At 43.4% G+C, this 17,950-nt stretch carries 17 protein-coding genes; all 17 read left to right on the plus strand.

Annotated elements, in window-relative coordinates:
- The first annotated feature begins 16 nt into the window (after positions 1-16).
- Positions 17-499 (plus strand): hypothetical protein, encoded by a 483-nt coding sequence (locus tag E2K74_RS03015; RefSeq protein ID WP_151206224.1) that lies wholly within the window; start codon positions 17-19, stop codon positions 497-499.
- A 13-nt stretch (positions 500-512) separates the two neighbouring features.
- Positions 513-1,067 (plus strand): hypothetical protein, encoded by a 555-nt coding sequence (locus E2K74_RS03020; protein WP_151206225.1) that lies wholly within the window; start codon positions 513-515, stop codon positions 1,065-1,067.
- 36 nt (positions 1,068-1,103) lie between these two features.
- A complete protein-coding gene (locus E2K74_RS03025; RefSeq protein ID WP_151206226.1) occupies positions 1,104-1,643 on the plus strand; it encodes a hypothetical protein in 540 nt (179 codons plus the stop codon).
- Positions 1,644-1,744: 101 nt separating this feature from the next.
- Complete coding sequence (locus tag E2K74_RS03030; protein WP_151206227.1) at positions 1,745-5,479, plus strand: tape measure protein; 3,735 nt, start codon at positions 1,745-1,747, stop codon at positions 5,477-5,479.
- Positions 5,476-5,817 (plus strand): phage tail protein, encoded by a 342-nt coding sequence (locus E2K74_RS03035; RefSeq protein ID WP_151206228.1) that lies wholly within the window; start codon positions 5,476-5,478, stop codon positions 5,815-5,817. The genes E2K74_RS03030 and E2K74_RS03035 overlap by 4 nt, the downstream gene beginning before the upstream one ends.
- Before the next feature lie 52 nt (positions 5,818-5,869).
- Positions 5,870-6,943 (plus strand): phage tail protein, encoded by a 1,074-nt coding sequence (locus E2K74_RS03040; RefSeq protein ID WP_151206229.1) that lies wholly within the window; start codon positions 5,870-5,872, stop codon positions 6,941-6,943.
- On the plus strand, positions 6,927-7,721 hold the full coding sequence (locus E2K74_RS03045; RefSeq protein ID WP_151206230.1) for a phage minor tail protein L: 795 nt from the start codon (positions 6,927-6,929) through the stop codon (positions 7,719-7,721). The genes E2K74_RS03040 and E2K74_RS03045 overlap by 17 nt, the downstream gene beginning before the upstream one ends.
- 64 nt (positions 7,722-7,785) lie before the next feature.
- On the plus strand, positions 7,786-8,682 hold the full coding sequence (locus E2K74_RS03050; RefSeq protein ID WP_151206231.1) for a hypothetical protein: 897 nt from the start codon (positions 7,786-7,788) through the stop codon (positions 8,680-8,682).
- 35 nt (positions 8,683-8,717) lie between these two features.
- The gene (locus E2K74_RS03055) at positions 8,718-9,467 is read left to right on the plus strand and encodes a C40 family peptidase (RefSeq protein WP_151206232.1); all 750 of its coding nucleotides are present in this window, start codon (positions 8,718-8,720) and stop codon (positions 9,465-9,467) included.
- Positions 9,451-10,041, plus strand: coding sequence for a tail assembly protein (locus E2K74_RS03060; RefSeq protein ID WP_151206233.1), 591 nt, complete (start codon positions 9,451-9,453; stop codon positions 10,039-10,041). Before E2K74_RS03055 ends, E2K74_RS03060 begins: the two co-directional genes overlap by 17 nt.
- A 54-nt stretch (positions 10,042-10,095) precedes the next feature.
- The gene (locus E2K74_RS03065) at positions 10,096-14,601 is read left to right on the plus strand and encodes a host specificity protein J (protein ID WP_151206234.1); all 4,506 of its coding nucleotides are present in this window, start codon (positions 10,096-10,098) and stop codon (positions 14,599-14,601) included.
- The gene (locus tag E2K74_RS03070; RefSeq protein WP_151206235.1) at positions 14,601-14,990 is read left to right on the plus strand and encodes a hypothetical protein; all 390 of its coding nucleotides are present in this window, start codon (positions 14,601-14,603) and stop codon (positions 14,988-14,990) included. The genes E2K74_RS03065 and E2K74_RS03070 overlap by 1 nt, the downstream gene beginning before the upstream one ends.
- Complete coding sequence (locus E2K74_RS03075; protein ID WP_151206236.1) at positions 14,983-15,846, plus strand: hypothetical protein; 864 nt, start codon at positions 14,983-14,985, stop codon at positions 15,844-15,846. The genes E2K74_RS03070 and E2K74_RS03075 overlap by 8 nt, the downstream gene beginning before the upstream one ends.
- Before the next feature lie 86 nt (positions 15,847-15,932).
- A complete protein-coding gene (locus E2K74_RS03080; RefSeq protein ID WP_004646469.1) occupies positions 15,933-16,259 on the plus strand; it encodes a hypothetical protein in 327 nt (108 codons plus the stop codon).
- Complete coding sequence (locus tag E2K74_RS03085) at positions 16,240-16,542, plus strand: hypothetical protein (RefSeq protein ID WP_151206237.1); 303 nt, start codon at positions 16,240-16,242, stop codon at positions 16,540-16,542. Before E2K74_RS03080 ends, E2K74_RS03085 begins: the two co-directional genes overlap by 20 nt.
- Positions 16,523-17,110 carry a glycoside hydrolase family 19 protein gene (locus E2K74_RS03090; RefSeq protein WP_151206238.1) on the plus strand — a complete coding sequence of 196 codons (588 nt, stop codon included), beginning with the start codon at positions 16,523-16,525 and terminating at the stop codon, positions 17,108-17,110. The genes E2K74_RS03085 and E2K74_RS03090 overlap by 20 nt, the downstream gene beginning before the upstream one ends.
- Positions 17,110-17,487, plus strand: coding sequence for a hypothetical protein (locus E2K74_RS03095; RefSeq protein WP_151206239.1), 378 nt, complete (start codon positions 17,110-17,112; stop codon positions 17,485-17,487). Before E2K74_RS03090 ends, E2K74_RS03095 begins: the two co-directional genes overlap by 1 nt.
- The last annotated feature ends 463 nt before the right edge of the window (positions 17,488-17,950 follow it).

The following is a 17,950-nucleotide window of genomic DNA, read 5'->3' on the forward strand; positions in this document are numbered from 1 at the left end:
AAAAAAGGGTATTCACATGAAAAAGTTACTATTAGTAGGGATTGGGTTTTCGCTTTTAAGTGGTTGCGCCACTATTGGAATGCTACCTCAAGATGCTTCAAATGTAGATTTTAATGGCGCAGAAGGTAAGACAGGATGGTCGCAGTATCAACAGGTGGAGACCTTTAAAGGGTATAACACAGATCAAGTTTATGACGCTGCAAAGGTTGGACTTGGAAATGCTGGCTTCTCTTTGCGTGTTGCCGATAAGTCAAAAGGCGTGGTAATCGGTGAGCATGGCATGACTGCTCATGACTGGAATATTTTGACTGGTGTTTACTTCAAGCCAGTACAAGATGGAACCCAGGTTAAGATCATTACCGAAGGCTCTAAAGATATTGGTTTTAGTGGCGATGTGACATCAGATGGGTGGCCAGGGAAAGTATTAAAAGGGATGCGTGAGTACTTAAATGATTCATACCAATCTATATTAAAGATTGATAAGTCAGATTTAAAATAACAAAGGATTAGGTATGAAAAAAATCATTTTATTGGCTTTGCTGGTGGGTTTGGCGGGGTGTGGGAAGCAAAAAGACTCTACAAAAAATATCGTCGATACAGATTCTACACCTACTCAGATAGAACAGAATACCTGGCAAGTAGTTGTGCATACCGATGAGATGCGAGGCAGCACAAGTAAGTGGCTAGCTCTAAGATCTGAAAATACTGCGAATCTTGACTTTCCTTATGATGGGGAAAACTACCTTACGTTAGATATTTTAGGTTTAAAAACTAATGACGTTAGAATATTTTTTACTATCGATAAAGGGCAGTACGATTGTAAGAGCTATGGTTGCTATGGCGCTATAAAGTTTGGAAACTCAGCAGTTCAGAATGTTGACTTCAAGGAGTATGATGCTTCTGGGAATGATGGCACCATTTTGATTTTCAAAGGTAATACAGAAGCATTCCTAAACAATATAAGAAAAGTTAAAGAGATAACAGTGGAGTTGCCTTTTTACAGAAGTGGATCAAGACAGTTTAAGTTTAAAACAATCGGATTTAATGAGGCCGAGAAGAAAATTTAATTTATTTAACTGTAGTTACTATAAAAAGGCATTAATGTGAAAAGTATAAAACTGACACTAACGGGGCTTATTATTATTGTAATAAGCGTGCTAACAATTAACTATTTTGCACTCCAAAGACACATGAATGGAATTCTTTCGAGTGATGATAGAAACTCTGGATTAAGAGTATGGGTTCATTATAAATATTTCATTAATCCTGCTGAGCTAAAGTATGATTTAAGAGGAATATCTGAGAATAACAGCACACTTGATGTTACCAGAGTGTTGCTACAGTTTGCTGAAAAAACAAAGAGTAAAGAATTTAAAAAAGTTTATTTAAGCTATAGAGGGGAAGATAAATTTTACCTAAATGGTATTTATTTTCAAAAACTTGGCGAAGAGTATAGTTTTCAGAATCCAGTCTACACTTTAAGAACTATGCCGGAAAATGTGCATCTTTTAGATGGAGAGCTCGCTTATGAGAGCTGGCAGGGAGGTTGGTTAGGTGTGTCAACTAAACAAATGCAAGACCTAAATCAATTTGCTCAAGATTGGTTTTTATATGAAGTTATAAAAGAGATATCAAAAAAGTAATATAGTTGCAGTAACTTTAACTCGCTCCGGCGGGTTTTTTAATACCCAAAATTTTTAGCTCGCATCTTGCGGGCTTTTTTTATTGCCCGCAGGAAAGTGAAATGGCTCAAGAATCTGTATTAAGAATCGTAATTGACTCAAGAAATGCTGAGCGTAATGCGCGTGCGGTCGCGAGCGAACTGGAAAACCTTACCAAAAAAGGTGATCAAACTGAAACTCAGATGACGGCAATGGGCGCTTCGATTAAAAGCCTTGTTGGCTATATGGGTGGGATTTTGACTATCAACAAGGCTATTGCTATGGCTGATGGTTACACACAAATGGCTGCACGTATCCGCAATGCGACTTCTAGTGCTGAAGAATATGCAATGGTGCAGGATCGCGTGCTTGCTACGGCAAATACCACCTACCGTCAATTAGGCGAGGCTCAGGAGGTCTACTTAAGTATGGCGGGTGGCATGAAGTCACTTGGCTACCAAACCACCCAGACACTGGATTTGGTTGATTCTCTTTCTTTTAGCTTTACCCACAATGCAACACGTGTAGATCAAGCGCAGTCAGCAATGGATGCATTAAGTAAATCTATGGCTAAAGGTAAGGTTGATGGTGATGCGTGGATTTCAATCGTTACTGGTGCAGACAATATCATTGCTGATATGGCCAAAACTACCGGTAAATCCGAGGCCGAAATTCGTAAGCTAGGTGCTGAAGGTAAAGCATCTTTAAGCGACTTAATCAAAACACTGATTGCTACTCGCGATGAAAATGAAAGACTTGCTAATAGTATGGAAAACAGTGTTGCAGATGGTTTTACACAACTAACTAATGCTGCAACTGTCTATTTAGGTAAGCTGAATGAATCCACTGGTGCTACAGGAGTACTTGCGGGTGGACTCGGTGTGCTGGCAGAGAACCTCGATACAGTTGTTAAAGTCGCCGGTGTAACCGCAGCAGTTTTTACCGGCCGCCTTGTTTCAGCTTATGTGGCTGCAAATGCCGCATCAATTCGTATGACCGCATCAACAATGGCTCAAGCTGGCGCTATGAATATAGCGACCGCCTCAGCTAGATCTTTATATTTAGCAATGGGCGGCCCGGTGGGGCTGAGTGTAACCCTAGCAACCGTTACTGCTGGTTATTTATTAATGCGGGATAAGGCAGAGAAAGCCACCGCATCCATTGATACTCAAGGTCAATCAGTTGGTTATCTAATTGAAAAGTACCAAGAACTAAACACACTTCAGCGCGATAATGAAACCAGAGCACTTGCTCAGCAAGTTGAAGACTTAAGCCTTAAGTACCGTGTTGCTACATCGGATCTATTTGCATTCATGGAAGGTTTGCCGATAGCCGATGAGAAAATCAACACCTTCAAAAAGCTTAACAGTGAGCTATCTCAAGGCAGAATTGACAGCAACGAATACTATGAAGCGATTAAGAACGTAAATATTCTTACCAATGATCAGTTGGCAAAAGTTAGTAACCTGATTGGTGGTTATGTTGAGCAAAAGAAAGAGTTAAAGGCAGCGGAGCAAGCACAAGGTGCCTTAGAAAAGTCGATGAAAAAGACGACCGATAAGGCCAAGGAGCAAGCTGTAGAGGTTGCAAATCTTAGCGAGGAGATTAAAAAACTTCTAAAATCCTCTAGCGACAATATCACTGACTCCCGAATCACTGAAGCGCTAGCAAGTCGTGGTTATAACGACACAATGATTGATCTTGCTAAAAAGTATTTGGCCGTAGAGGGCGCTATTGTTAAAAACGAGGAGGGTAAAAGAGCTCTCAGGGCTGACCTGCAAAAAATGCTCAATGCTGAATATGCCGCAATCATGAGGGCTAAAGGTGCTGTTGACTCTCGCAATGAAGCCGAGAAAGAGCGCACCAAAGAGCTCGAGAAACAACAAAAAATCTTAACCGCCAGTTCAAAAGTTCAAGCCAATGCAGCTAAATACAACTTTTCCGGCCTTGAGTCTAAGTACGGACTCCCAAGTGGCACACTATCAGCTATTCATGCGATTGAAACGGGGAATACTGGTAAGACCAATCAGGTGAATAAGCAGTCTGGTGCTACTGGTGGGTTTCAGTTCCTTGCCGGTACAGCCAAGCAATACGGTGTAAAAGACCGTACAGATTTAGCTCAATCAGCCGAAGGTGCTGCAAAGTACATGTCATATCTCCTAAAGCTCTTTAAAGGGGATTTGGAGAAGGCGGTACGCGCTTATCATGCGGGCGAGGGTAATGTCCAGAAAGGCAAGAATATTGGCAAGTACAATAATGATTACTGGCATAAATTCAAAGGCTATACCGCTGGAGCAAATGGATTTACAGCTGGTGATGTAGGTTCCAAAGAATGGGAAAAACTGCTTGAAGAAGCTGCCAAAATGGCAGAGCAGCAAGCAGAACTTCGCAAAAATCTAGAGCTTAATGTTGCCAGTGAAGTAACCCGTATTCGCACAAAACTAGCAGACGATTTGCAGGAGATTGATAAAGCAGGCTATTCACCTGAACGCGCTAAAGAGCTTAAAGCCGAATACCAAGCCCGTGCTGACAATGATATTGCGATTGCTGAATATGCCTTAAAGACAAAACTGGATGATTATGAGTCCTTTAAAAAGACTGAATCTAAATTACTGGAAGATAGTTTTAATGAGCGGAAATTCTATGCTGCACGTGATTTAGAGCTAACTAAGGATGAGCGTGATAAAGCGGTTGCATTGCTTGATGAGCAGTTGAAGCAAGAGCAGGCATTGCTGATGTTGGCTCAAGAAACCCGCTTATTCCAGATGCGTGAAGCTCTTATGTCCGAAACCGCAGCTATGCAAGAGCGGTATCGCTTGGAGCGTGAGCAGATTCTTCTAAACTCCAAGTTGAGTGAGGAGCAGAAGCAGCATGAAATTGCTCTAAGCAAGGCTTTGCAGGAGGAAGAAAATCGCAGACGTTTAAATAACGCAGTTCAGCAATGGGGTGGCATCCAAGCTGAAATGAATGGCACTGGCGATCAGTACCGTTTAGAGCAGGAGAGATTTGGTCGAATGGATGCTTCTCAGGAGTTGTTTGATTCGCAATTAGCACTTGCTGAGACCGCTGCTGAGCGCGAAGCAATCTGGCAAGCGCATCATGATCGGATGACTGCTATTGAATCTGATTATCAAACTTCTTCATATAGTCTTCAGCTTGGCTATGGTCAACAGGTAACAGGGGCGCTTTCAGGAATGTTTGGTGCAATGCTTGGTGAGTCATCATCCGCATATCGTGCTTTATATACAGCACAGCAGTCATTCGCTCTTGCTCAGGCAGGCATAAATGTCTGGAAGTCCGCATCTGATGCCTATGCGAATGAACCGGGAACCTGGTACCAAAAGGCCGCCGCGGCCGCAATAGCAACGATGAAATCAGGAACCTTCGTTACAATGATTCAAGCGGCCACCCCTAAAGGCTTTGCCGATGGTGGCTACACTGGCCATGGTGGCAAGTATGATCCTGCCGGCATTGTTCATAAGGGTGAAGGTGTTTTAACCCAAGAAGAAGTCAAGGCTCTAGGTGGCCCACAAGGCTTTGAGGATTTACGAAAGTCTATCCGTCGAGGTTATGCGACTGGTGGATTAGTTGCAGATACTCATCGCGTTGGTATGGGTGCTGTGAGTGCGATTAATTCAGGCGGGGGTAATAAGAAATCTAGTAGTGGTGATGTGAATATCCAAAACACAATTACAATTGCGTCTGATGGTAGTGCCGCTAGCGAAAGTGATAGCAAGCAACTCGGTGCACTTATCAATAATGCCGTATTGGCTGTAATTCGCAGAGAGCAGCGACAGGGGGGATTGTTGGCACGATGAGCAATCAAAAATTCACTTGGTGTAATGACCTGGATGGAAACTCCCAAACCTCAAGCTTTAAAGTCCTTCAATCCAGTTTTGGAGATGGATATACACAGCGAACAAGTGTTGGGATTAACAATCGGTCGGGCACATGGGCATATAAAAAGACCGGCAAGAAGGCTTTGATACAAGAGATCAAGGCCTTTTTTGATGCGCATAAGGGTGCCGATTCATTCTTATGGGATTCACCTTTGGATGGTGAGGTTCGCGTGGTGGCCGGGGATTATATGCCAATCAGTTTGGGTGGTGGCATCTGGTCCATCTCCACCACATTCACTCAAGACTTTAAACCTTAACTTCAATCAATTTTATGCCCTCAATCGAGGGCTTTTTTTGTGGGCGTAAATTATGGCTAAGCAAACAATTAATCCAGGTACTGCACCTACAGGCGCAGGTGGTGATACATTCCGCTCGGGTTCGGCAAAACTACAGGCGAATGATGATGAAATTTACAGTCAACTTGGTGCGACTGCTCAAGGGGTATTACCTGCTGCACTTCCGGTGAATAAAGGTGGTACGGGTGCAACATCGGCAGGGGTAGCGCGAACTAATTTGGGATTAGGTACAGCAGCAACTGCTACGCTTACCATATCACCAACAGATCAGACTGCTGGGCGAGTTATGAAGGTTGGTGATTTTGGTGTAGGAACAAGCGGTATGTCAGTTACTCCTGTGCCATTAAAACCGGAAGATACTATACCAAATTCATTTCTTCGCCTTACTGGTGGGGATTCAACAGGTCATGGCGCAGGGGTAGGTGAGAAAATTGGTCTACCGTTAGCTGGAACGTATGCAGCTTTAAATCTAGCTGTTTCTCCTGCTCACGCACACTTGTTAATTGCAGCGCAAAATGTGCATCAGAACATTTACCACGGATCACTTGTCTCTAATATTGGTAGCAGCACTACAAAACGCTTCTTTAAAATCCTAGATGATCAAAACACAGCAGTTGACAGTAATGGATTTGTAAAAGCTGCATCCCCTATTATTGAACTTTATGCTGATCGTATTGAATTGAATGATGAGGCCCAGGAGCAAAAGATTACATTTGAGAAAGTCGGAACCGGTAATTATTTAATTAAAGGTTCAAGCGGCTTTGCTCAAGAGGGGTGGTATATCGAAACACCAAAGGATGCCAATGGTAATGTTCTATTTTCTGTGATCTATGCAACATTAGAAAATGGCGACATTTCAGTAAAAACATACAAGAAAAAGTTTGATTTTGAAACCGTATCCATTGTTGCTGATCTTGATAACCCAGTCGACATTACTGAAAACCGCTGGATTGACTTGCGTTTGCAAGAGCTTCCGCAACCTGAAATTGAAGAGCCTGAATCAATTGCACCACCAGAATTTCAACCTACAGGTTTGGCTGAAGCGGTTGCTACGGTGATGGAGTCCCACCATGACTCTGAACAGTGATTTTCAGAAACTCTATGTAGATGGCCTGATCACACTATTTGAATTGGATGCTCGTGCTTTAGGTGCGGGCATTTTACGTTTTCATGGCCATATTTCTTATGAAGACTGGGAGCGAATCTATAGCGCAATCGGATCCAATGAGTTGCTAGGGGATACCAGCAAGCTGATTGGTGAGGAGTTTCAAAATGGCGATCAGAAAACCTGGTTCAGAAACATCATATGGCAAGGTGAGACTTTCGAGCCTATGGCGCTTGAGGTTTCCGGGCTTGAAATGCGTAGCGACGGCAAGGCATCAGCACCAACATTCAGCATGTCGAACAATATTGGCGGCATTCAGGGCGCTGTATCAGCTTACTGTTTACAGTTTGGCGACTTTGCAGGCGCAAAGCTTAAAGTTATTACCACACTGGCTAAATATCTGGATGCTGAAAACTTTGGTGGCGGCAACCCAACTGCATCCAATGAAGCCAAAGAGCAGCTTTGGTACATCGAGCAAAAGACTTCTGAAAATGCTCAGGCGGTCACTTTTGAGCTTTCAAACCCGATTGATTTTGAAGGTTTAAAAATACCGGTGCGGCAGATTTCCAATTACTGCGCATGGGAATATCGCAGCGAACAATGTGGCTATACAGGCGCAGCAATGTTTACGGACAGAGATGAACCTACTGACAATCCTGCGCTCGACAAGTGCTCAAAAAGAACGAACGGTTGTGAGTGTCGATTTGGCAAGGGTAACGTCCTACGTATCGGTGCTTTCCCTGCCAGCTCATTATTTTAGATGTATCTGTATTAATCAGTCCGATAATTTGGTATAATTTAATCCTAGAAAAATAGGAATTAAAATGAAAAATTTTAAAGATCGGACTGGTGAAAGTTTTGGTAGATTAACTATTCTCTCTCGCGGAGAGGTTGCGAGTGGGCGCAATTACTATTGGGTTTGCGAGTGTGCTTGTGGCAATACTACCAAAGTAACCTATAGTAATCTCAAGAGTGGTTCGGTGGTTTCGTGCGGGTGTTTTAGCAAGGAAAGGCTAACCAAACACGGTGGCGCTAAACACCCTTTATATCAGACATGGAATGGCATGATGCAAAGGTGCCATAACCCAGATGATAAAAACTATGCGGGCTATGGCGGTAGAGGGATTGAGGTATGTGATAGATGGAAGGACTTTAGAAACTTTTCTGCTGATATGTCACCAAAACCCAAGGGAACATCTATTGATAGGATTGATAATGATAAAGGTTATTTTCTGGAAAATTGCAGATGGGCAGACAATCAAACCCAAGCAAGCAACAAAAGGAATAATAATTACGCCATTGTTAAGGGTAGCAAAGTCACTCTTTCGCAAGTAGCTAGAGAAAATAACATGTGCTTTGCAACCCTGCATGATAGGATCTATAAGACAGGCATGACCTTAAGCCAAGCTATAGAAAAACCTATCATGAAAGCGAAAAAGCATGATGTTGGTAATGGTGTTTTAATGACAGCAAGCCAAATTGCTAAAGTGTTAGGCACCACCAAAGACACGATTAATGTTCGCATTAGAAACGGTGTAACTGGGAGCGATCTTTTAAAACCACTTCGTGAATATCCAAAATACGAAGTTGAGGGCGAGTATTTAACAGTTGGTCAGATAGCTAAAAAATACAACCTAAAGGTAGTTACAGTTAAGCAAAGAATTAAGTATGGCAAGACTGGCAAAGAGCTTATAGCTCCACCCAAAATTAAAACCTCCTAAACCACCTTCGGGTGGTTTTTTATTGTGAGTCTTAAATGAAACTAACCGCAAAACTTAAAAAAGCAATCCAGGCGCATGCTGCTGAAGTTTATCCAAACGAATGCTGCGGTGTGATTGTGAATAAAGAATACATTCCGTGTCGCAACATTTCAGACAATAAAGATCAGTTTGAAATCCATCATAAAGATTTAGCTAAGGCTGAAGACTTAGGTGAAATTCAGGCTTATGTGCATTCACACCCAAATGCCTCAGCACGCGCATCTGAAATTGATTTAATTCAAATTGAACTACATGAAAAGCCTTGGGTAATCTGTGCTTATCCCGATGTTGAATTTCAAGTGTATGAGCCATGTGGTTATCGCGCACCGCTAGTTGGGCGAAACTATATTCATGGCATACAAGATTGTTATTCCATCGTCCGTGATTTTTATGAACGCGAGCTAGGCATCAAGCTAATCGATTTTGAGCGTCAAGACTTGTGGTGGGAATCCAAAGAGAATAAATCCCTGTATCTGGATGGCTTTGGTGAAGCAGGTTTTATCGAAGTGGATCAGCCGCAATACGGTGATGTGCTGTTATGCCGAGTCGGACGCACTGAGCATGTGAATCATGCAGTAATTTGGCTTGGTGATAATGGGGCGCTTAGGTCTGAAAAGACCGAATCCTGTATTGGGTCAGCTCTTATTCTGCATCATCCCTATGGGCGCAAATCTGTTCGTGAAATCTTTGGTCCACAATGGCAGGAACGAGTCGTGAAGGTGGTTCGATATGCTCAAAAAAATTAGACTTTACGGCATTCTAGCCAAGAAGTTCGGCAAGGAATTCCATCTGGCTGTTGATAATACTCGCGAAGCAATGCGTGCTTTATGCGTGCAAGTACCTGGCTTTGAGCACTTTATGCTGCATGCCCATGAGCAGGGTTTAGAGTTTGCTGTTTTTCAGGATAAGCAAAATATTTCTGAAGCCGAACTCGATATGAATACCGATGCCAAGGTAATCAAGGTGGTGCCAAAAGTGAAAGGTGCTGGCGGTGATGGCGGACTTATTCAGACCATTGTGGGTGCAGTGCTTGTGGTGGTGGGTGTACTTGTGACAGTGGGGACGCTTGGTGGTGGTGCTGCGCTGGGTGCAGGCCTAATCGGTGCAGGTGTGGGCATGATGGTGGGTGGTATCGCACAAATGCTGATGCCTAAAATTGAAAATCAAGATCAAAACCAAGACGGCAACAAGGCTAATAAAGGCTTTGGTGGTGCAGTCACCACGGTAGCGCAAGGCAATCCAGTACCGGTGCTTTACGGTCAGCGTGAAGTCGGTGGATTTATTGCAAGTGCCGGACAGTATCCCGAAGACTTGATGTAAATAATAGGAATATACAGGCGCATACAGCGCCTTTTTTATTGTCTGAGGATAAGTATGGACGCAGTAATTAAAGGCGCAAAAGCAGGTGAGAAGAAGGCGAGAAAGCCAGTCATCGCACCCGATTCAGCACAATCCAAAACCTATATCAAAGTTCTATATGGCTTGTCTGAAGGTGAAGTGGAAGGCTTAGCCAATGGTCTGCAATCAGTTTATTTGGAAGAAACTCCGCTACACAACCCAAATGGCGGATCGAATTTTCAGGATGTGCAAGCAGATTTCCGTTTCGGCACGAATGATCAGGAGCACATTGAAGGCTTCCCAGATATTTCATCAGAAACCGCGATTAATGTTGAGCTGGTTTCTGGTACGCCATGGGTTCGTTCCATTTCTAATACTGACCTTGATGCTGTGCGTATTCGCTTTAAGTGGGGGCCATTGCGTCAACAGAATGCTGATAATGGCGATGTAAAGGGCATCGTCATTCAGTATGCGATTGATCTACAAGCTGATGGCGGAACATGGACTGAGGTTTTAAACACTCAGATTGCCGATAAAACATCCGCAGACTATGAGCGATCACATCGTATTGATTTGCCGAAAGCCGATACTGGCTGGACCATCCGTGTTCGTCGCATCACACCCAACTCAACATCAGAATATATCAGTGACAAGATGTATATTGATGCGCTAACTGAAGTCATTGACCTAAAGCTTAGCTATCCAAATACAGCGCTGCTTGGCTTGCAATACGATGCAGAAACTTTTTCAAATGTTGCAAAAATCGCAGTGGATCTAAAGGGTATTAAGCTGCAAGTTCCGTCAAACTATGATCCGGTTGCACGCACCTATACCGGGATGTGGGATGGCACATTTAAACGCGCTTACACCAACAACCCAGCGTGGATCTATTACGACATTTGCATAGCGAAACGCTATGCGCTGGGTGATCGACTTACATCATTAATGCTAGATAAGTGGTCACTGTATCGCTTGGCGCAATACTGCGATCAAAAAGTATCGGACGGCAAAGGCGGTGAAGAGCCGCGTTTTACTTGCAATGTGTATCTGCAAAGCACAGAAGATGCATTTGCAATTTTAACCAAGCTGGCTGGTGTATTTCGTGCTATCAGCTACTGGGATGGTAATTCGATTGTCTGTGATGCTGACATCCCACAAGATACTTATTTTACTTATACACGCGCCAACGTGATTGATGGCCTGTTTGAGTACTCAGGCACCCGTGCGCGTGATCGTCATACTGTTGCAAAAGTGGCGTGGGATAACCCTGCAAATCATTACAAAACTGAATATGTTTATGTACGTGATGAGGCAGCCATTGCTAAGCTTGGTGTGCGTATTGCTGAGATTGATGCGTGGGGGTGTACATCGGAAGGTCAGGCACAACGCGCAGGTCTTTGGGCCTTAAAGTCTGAGCAACTGGAAACCCGGACCGTATCTTTCAAGGTTGGTTTGGATGGCTATATTCCACAGCCGGGCCGTGTAATTGAAATTGCGGATGAGCTGTTTGCCGGCCGTGCCAATGGTGGTCGCATCTCAAAAGTGTCCCCTAATTTACGTACGATCACAATTGATCGTGATGATGTGGTATGTCGCGCCGGTGATCGACTGGTGGTGAATGGTGAAGATGGGAAATCTCAAGCTCGAATTGTATCGTCTGTCAGTGGCCGCAATATTACAGTGACTACTGCATTTGATTCAGTTGCCGCGGAGAACGTCTGGGCTGTTGATGCGCAAGATTTGAAGACTATGAAGTTTCGCGTCATGAGCATCACTCAAGATGAAAAGCATCAGTTTTCGATTACTGGTCTTCAGTATGAATCAGTAAAATATGATGCGATTGATTTTGGTGCATTTATTGATGATCGCCCAATTTCAATTATTAATCCGAAGCTGCAAGCCCCGGTTGAATCTGTACTGATTACATCTGAAGCGATGGTGCAGCAAGGCCTCTCAATTGAAACTATGGTTATTTCATGGCCACAAGCTGAAGGCGCAACCAAGTACCAGGTGGAATGGCGTAAAGATGATGGCACATGGATTAAATTGCCAATTACGGGTAGCAACTCGGTAGAAGTGCAGGGTATTTATGCGGGCAATTATGAAGCGCGCGTGACTGCGATTTCCGCATTTGATGTTGCATCCCTGCCGACCTATTCTGTTTTGACAACTCTGTCTGGTAAACAAGGATTGCCGCCAGCGCTAGCAAATATTGCTGCCACCGGTATCTTGTTTGGTTATCAATTGAGCTGGAACTTCCCGTCAACTGGCGCACTAGATACTGCCTATACGGAAATTGAGATTTCAACAACGACTAATGGTGCCAATGCCACACAACTGGGTTTGTTTGCATACCCGACGACAACGCATGTTATTCAGGGTATGCAACCAAATCTCACCCGATATTTCCGGGGGCGCTTGATTGATCGGATTGGGAATGTTGGGCCATGGTCTGCGCGTGTCAGTGCCACTACTTCAGCCGATGCGTCTGCCGTGCTTGATATTTTGTCGGGCAAGATTGGCGAATCACAACTGCACAAGGATCTGCAAACAAAGATCGATAAGATTGATACGATTGCGGGTATTGATGGTGATATTGGGAATTTGATTGACAATATTACTGCAGTACAAACCGAGGTTGATCAGCTTAATCAGGAGCTAAATAAGGAAACAGAGGCGCGTATTCTGGCTGTAAGTGATCTTAATGATGGTTTGACGCAAGAAATTTTAGATCGCGAAAACGGTGATTCTGCAAACTTGACTGCATTGAATAACTACAAGAGTAGTAATGATACTGCGCTTGCTAATGTTCAGCAGAAAATCAATACAGCAGTTGATGATATATCTTCAAATACGCAAGCCGTGCAAGCCTTAGATAGTCGTGTGACTACAGCAGAGGGGGATGCAAGTACAGCAAAAACCAACGCAGCCACAGCACTAACCAAAGCTGAAACAGCAACAGATTTAGCAGGGTCGGCAGCATCACTTGCGCAGCAAGCCAGTGCCATTGCAAATCAGGCTGCTGATACAGCAGACACAGCAAATCAAACCGCTGCAACTGCATTATCTAAAGCGGATGTTGCGGCAACACAGTCTAGTGCGAATGCCAGCAAAATTGATGCAATTACAGTCGAACTTGGTGATAAGGCTACCACAGGCGCTTTAGCTAAAACCGATGCAAAAGTGGCGGAACATGAAGGAAAAATCAGTGCCAATACAACCAAACTTGACGGTGTGTATGCACAGGTCAACCCTAAGTTAATTGGCTCAACTGAAGATCTAATCGGCTCAACAGAAGGCTTTGCGGGAACATGGACTTTGCAATCAGCAATGATTGAAAATGACATGGCGCTGAGTCAGCGTATTGATACAACTGTGGCGAAGGTTGGTGATAACACTGCACTTATTCAGTCTGAGTCCACAGCACGTGCGGAGGCCGACTCAGCCTTGGCTACGCAGATTAATACCGTGCAAAGCCAAGTTGATGATACGAAGGCACTAATTTGGACTGAGCAGCAAACCCGCGCGGATGCAGATAGCGCCCTAGGCCGTAGACTCGACACCCTGCAAGCCCAAGTTGGTGATGATTTGCAGCAAAGCATTGCGACAATTCAGGCCGAACTAGAGGTCCTGGTGGATGCTGACAAAGCCCTGTCTACCCGGGTTGATACAGTTCAATCCGCCACAAGTGCAGCGCAAAGCTCCGCAGATCAAGCAATTTTAGATGCTCAATCTAAATCTGCAGCAGCAGAGGCGGCGGCTAAAACCTATGCAGAGGCAAAAGCGAAAGCTGAAGCGGATGCGGCTAAAGCAGCAGCCTCAAGCGACGCAACAGCTAAGGCCAATGCAGCAGAGTCGGCAGCTAAGGCAGCAGCAGCTTTAGACGCTAAAAATAAAGCAGATGCAGCAGAGGCAGCAGCCAAGGCAGTCGCCAATGCAGCTCAAAAAACTGCTGATGAAGCGCTTGGGAAGGCTGATACAGCTACAGAAAATATCGCGACAGTGCAAAACCAAGTTAGTGCTCTGACTACACAGCAGGGAGCTATAGCTACTCAAGTTAGTACGCTACAAACAGCTGTTGGTAAAAACACTGCATCAATTCAGGAGGTGAATGAAAGTGTAGATGGCTTATATGCTCAGAAGTTCACAAAAATTGACGTGAATGGAAAAGTAATCGGCTGGGGTGGTGCAAATGATGGTATTGAGGGTAAATTCATTTTTAATGTTGATGCACTAGCGATTGGAAGTGGCGGCAGCACCGGATATTACCCATTTGTTTTCCGCAACGAACCTTTTACTGATCCAGATACAGGGACTGTTTTTCCTGTGGGGGCTTATATAAAGGCAGGTTTTTTAGATTATGCATCAATTAAATTGGCGCATATGGATACTGCTAGCATCGGCAACCTAAGTGCAATAACAGCCACGATAGGACTGCTTAGAACATCAGATACTGGGGCGCGTACTGAAATCGCAGACAACTTAATTACGGTTTATGACGATCAAAACCGACCTCGGGTCAAAATTGGAGTATTTGATTAATGAGTGATGGGATTGTAGTTGATTACATGGGGGATGGGCACTTCACGCAAGCCATCCACCCCCTACTTAAAGTTGCAAATATTTTTGGGGCTATTGATCTCCCGGATATAACAATGACATATAAAAACGTCACGTATGATTATCCATTTACATTACCCTATCCAATTATAAAGCCATTCTTGTACGCAGTTCGCATACCAAACGTAGACTGCTATTTCATCCCTGTAGATGAAGCAGCGGGTAAGTGGATTTTGCGTATGTGTGGGCGTGTTCAAGTGCAGGTTCGCTTAGGTAGTGCTAACTGGATACAGTTCTATAGAACACCGTGCACCAATACAGACTTATATGATAAACCGTCTCAAATTATCTACGGAGGTCGTCGTGGTTAAGCACTTAGAGATCACAAATGACACAGGAAACGTAGTAATAGATGAAAACTACCAAGTACCTATGCTAATAGCCCGTGGGGCTGTAGTTGCAGATAGATCAAGTACACGCCCGCCTGATCCCCCCGGTTATTCCATCACAACATTCTTTGTTGATTGGACACCTTGGAGTGGCAGGATAAATCTGAGAGAGTCTGCGAATGTAGAAGACTTTGGTGACATATTTCAAGGAGCTGCTACTGATGATGAGAGGGGTGCTGCAGCAAGAACATTTAATCAAGACCTGATAATAGGGTACAGAGTGAGAAATGGGGAACATGCTGTAATCCCTAATGGTGGCGTTCAGTGGGATAAATATGCTCAGAAAGCCTTTTTCTTTTTGAGTATTATGAGTATGTCAGAAGGTGCGGAAGTAGACATTGTAGTTTTTAAAATGGCAGATGTGCCACCTTCCAAACAAGGCATGATAATTAAAAATGGAGAGGGAGATATATTATTCGATGTTATGAAGCCCCCCATGATGGTGTTAGATAGTGTTTACGGAAACCTTAATGTAAATAATCATGAAGCAGGAAGGTTCACTATCAACATTCCTGATGACATACAGCCAGCACACTGCTTCGTGACTCATTGCTCGGGTACTCCTTACTATTCTGCTTATCGCATCCATTCTGGCGGTGTTAGCTGGGGCGAAACTTTCTTTAAAACGCTAATGTCCTTTCCAACTCCTAATCAAATTATGCTTCGCGTTGTGCGTAATAATAATGTTGATGGAAATAACAGTTCTTTTGGTTATGGTGGATTTTTTGAGAACGTCCTATATTGTCCTTATCCAAACGGCTTGTATTTGGATTTTTAAGCACACTGAAACTAGACAAACATAGCACCTCCGGGTGCTTTTTTATTACCAAAAATAAGGGGTATGTATGACTAAAGGGGATGTATATGGACTTTCTTAGTCAAGTATTGGAAAGCATAAAGAACCATTCACACATCCTTTTTACAGGTGTGCTGGGTGCAACTTTTGGTTTTTTATTAAGCAAGGAGCCAACTCGGGATCGCTGGATAGGATTCTTTGCTGGCTTTATTTTATGTGTGGTCTTTGCTAAACCGGCAAGTTTATTTCTTGCTAGCGGTAACTACCCAGAACTATTTGGTTTCATTCTGGGTGCTGCTGGTAAAAGTACAGCTGAAGCATTGCTGAGTTTGGCTCGATCAAGAGTTCTTGGTTTGGTCAAAAAGGAGAATGAAGATGCTGCTAATCATAAGTAAGACGGCTTTGGTGTTATTTATAGTTTCGTTTGCCATCATGGCATTTCATCCAAAAATTCAACTTCCAAAACATATCGATTTTCTATTGGTGTTGTCGATCCTTTTTGGGGCAGCACTTTTTGTTAAAGATGAGTATTCGCCCAGTCCAGCTGGAACACTTTTTTACACCACTGTAAGCATTTTATTCGCACTCTTTACCCGACAACTCTATATTTGGGGTAAGGGTGGTGCACGTCCTAAATTTTTCACTACGGATAAAGATGATGAACACCACTCAAATTAAAAAACTCCAGCGAGCAGTAGATGTGCATGATGACGGCATTATTGGTCGTGGCACCCTGACTGCGGTATTTAAAAAACTAGGTGCCAGCCAATCACGCGCTGAAGAATTGGGTCTTGCTGCTAATGTTCACTTGAAAAACTATGGCATTCTCGATAATCCACTTCGCTTCACCCATTTCCTTTCACAACTTGCACATGAGTCGGGCAACTTCCGATACATGGAGGAAATTGCATCCGGTGCAGCATATGAAGGCCGAAAGGATTTAGGTAATACACAGCCAGGGGATGGGAAACGATTCAAGGGCCGCGGACCAATCCAATTAACTGGCCGCGCAAACTATCGCAAGTATGGCCAGCAGCTCGGCATCGACTTTGAAAACAATCCGGAGATTGTAGCTATACCAAGTATCGGCCTGATGGTTGCTTGTAAGTTCTGGTCTGATAATGGCCTGAATGCTTTGGCTGATCAAGACGACGTGCAGACGATTACACGCCGGATCAATGGCGGTACCAATGGCCTTGCTGATCGTAAAGTTCATCTGGTGAAATTAAGAGGGTGGTTCGTCTAATGTCAATACTCATAGTCTTATGGAAATACAAACACTGGATCGCAATTGCGATCTTTTTTGCTTTATGGGTGGGGCAAATTGCTTACACCAATCATTTGAGTGGAAAGTTGCGTAAAGCCAGTGAGCAATGCACAGCCAAAATTCAGGACATTGAGCAAAAGCACCTCAAGGCTTTGACTGAAAAACAAAATCAAATTAACCAGATGAGTTTCGATTATGAAGCAACAAAGTCAGAACAGCGTGTACAAGTCGAAACAGTTACACGTGAAGTGCAAAAGATCATTGATCGTCCTGTTTATCTCAATCACTGCTTTGATGATGACGGCCTGCAGCAACTCAACTCACTTATCGCCAGTGGTACCAGCGAACCTCCTTGAACCTTGTCCTGACTTACAGAAATTATCTGGAAATACTGGAAAGTTGGTTTTACTTTGGTCCGTGAATACGGTTGCTAAATATAATGACTGTAAGGCACGACATGGCGCGATTGTAAAAGCCCTTAAGTGAGTAATGCTAATCAGTTAAGGAGATTTATATTATTTCATAATCTGGATTTCCTTAACTTTGGATTTAAATCGAGCTAAATTTACGTCTTATTGATCTTGTTTTTTAACTTTTAAATCCTTAGCTGACAGGCACTACCGCCTTCAGGCGGTTTTTTATTAACATATGAGAATTTTTATAAGTAAAAATAAAGTGTTGTTTTATAAATGAAATAATAAATAAGTCTGATATTTTGGTAAAAGTATACAAATTTTGAAATAATTTAATTAAAATAAATTTGTATACCGATTTGTATACTTAGCATCTCCCAACCCAGCCTTTTATATGCAAAAGCAT

The organism is Acinetobacter sp. RF15B, assembly GCF_007558235.1.
In the GTDB taxonomy this organism is placed as follows: Bacteria; Pseudomonadota; Gammaproteobacteria; order Pseudomonadales; family Moraxellaceae; genus Acinetobacter; species Acinetobacter lwoffii_C.

Excerpts from the sequence above, each read along its gene's own strand:
- E2K74_RS03015 (WP_151206224.1), top strand. The coding sequence starts at position 17 with ATGAAAAAGTTACTATTAGTAGGGATTGGGTTTTCGCTTTTAAGTGGT.
- E2K74_RS03020 (WP_151206225.1), top strand. The coding sequence starts at position 513 with ATGAAAAAAATCATTTTATTGGCTTTGCTGGTGGGTTTGGCGGGGTGT.
- E2K74_RS03030 (WP_151206227.1), top strand. The coding sequence starts at position 1,745 with ATGGCTCAAGAATCTGTATTAAGAATCGTAATTGACTCAAGAAATGCT.
- E2K74_RS03035 (WP_151206228.1), top strand. The coding sequence starts at position 5,476 with ATGAGCAATCAAAAATTCACTTGGTGTAATGACCTGGATGGAAACTCC.
- E2K74_RS03040 (WP_151206229.1), top strand. The coding sequence starts at position 5,870 with ATGGCTAAGCAAACAATTAATCCAGGTACTGCACCTACAGGCGCAGGT.
- E2K74_RS03045 (WP_151206230.1), top strand. The coding sequence starts at position 6,927 with ATGACTCTGAACAGTGATTTTCAGAAACTCTATGTAGATGGCCTGATC.
- E2K74_RS03050 (WP_151206231.1), top strand. The coding sequence starts at position 7,786 with ATGAAAAATTTTAAAGATCGGACTGGTGAAAGTTTTGGTAGATTAACT.
- E2K74_RS03055 (WP_151206232.1), top strand. The coding sequence starts at position 8,718 with ATGAAACTAACCGCAAAACTTAAAAAAGCAATCCAGGCGCATGCTGCT.
- E2K74_RS03060 (WP_151206233.1), top strand. The coding sequence starts at position 9,451 with ATGCTCAAAAAAATTAGACTTTACGGCATTCTAGCCAAGAAGTTCGGC.
- E2K74_RS03065 (WP_151206234.1), top strand. The coding sequence starts at position 10,096 with ATGGACGCAGTAATTAAAGGCGCAAAAGCAGGTGAGAAGAAGGCGAGA.
- E2K74_RS03070 (WP_151206235.1), top strand. The coding sequence starts at position 14,601 with ATGAGTGATGGGATTGTAGTTGATTACATGGGGGATGGGCACTTCACG.
- E2K74_RS03080 (WP_004646469.1), top strand. The coding sequence starts at position 15,933 with ATGGACTTTCTTAGTCAAGTATTGGAAAGCATAAAGAACCATTCACAC.
- E2K74_RS03085 (WP_151206237.1), top strand. The coding sequence starts at position 16,240 with ATGCTGCTAATCATAAGTAAGACGGCTTTGGTGTTATTTATAGTTTCG.
- E2K74_RS03090 (WP_151206238.1), top strand. The coding sequence starts at position 16,523 with ATGAACACCACTCAAATTAAAAAACTCCAGCGAGCAGTAGATGTGCAT.
- E2K74_RS03095 (WP_151206239.1), top strand. The coding sequence starts at position 17,110 with ATGTCAATACTCATAGTCTTATGGAAATACAAACACTGGATCGCAATT.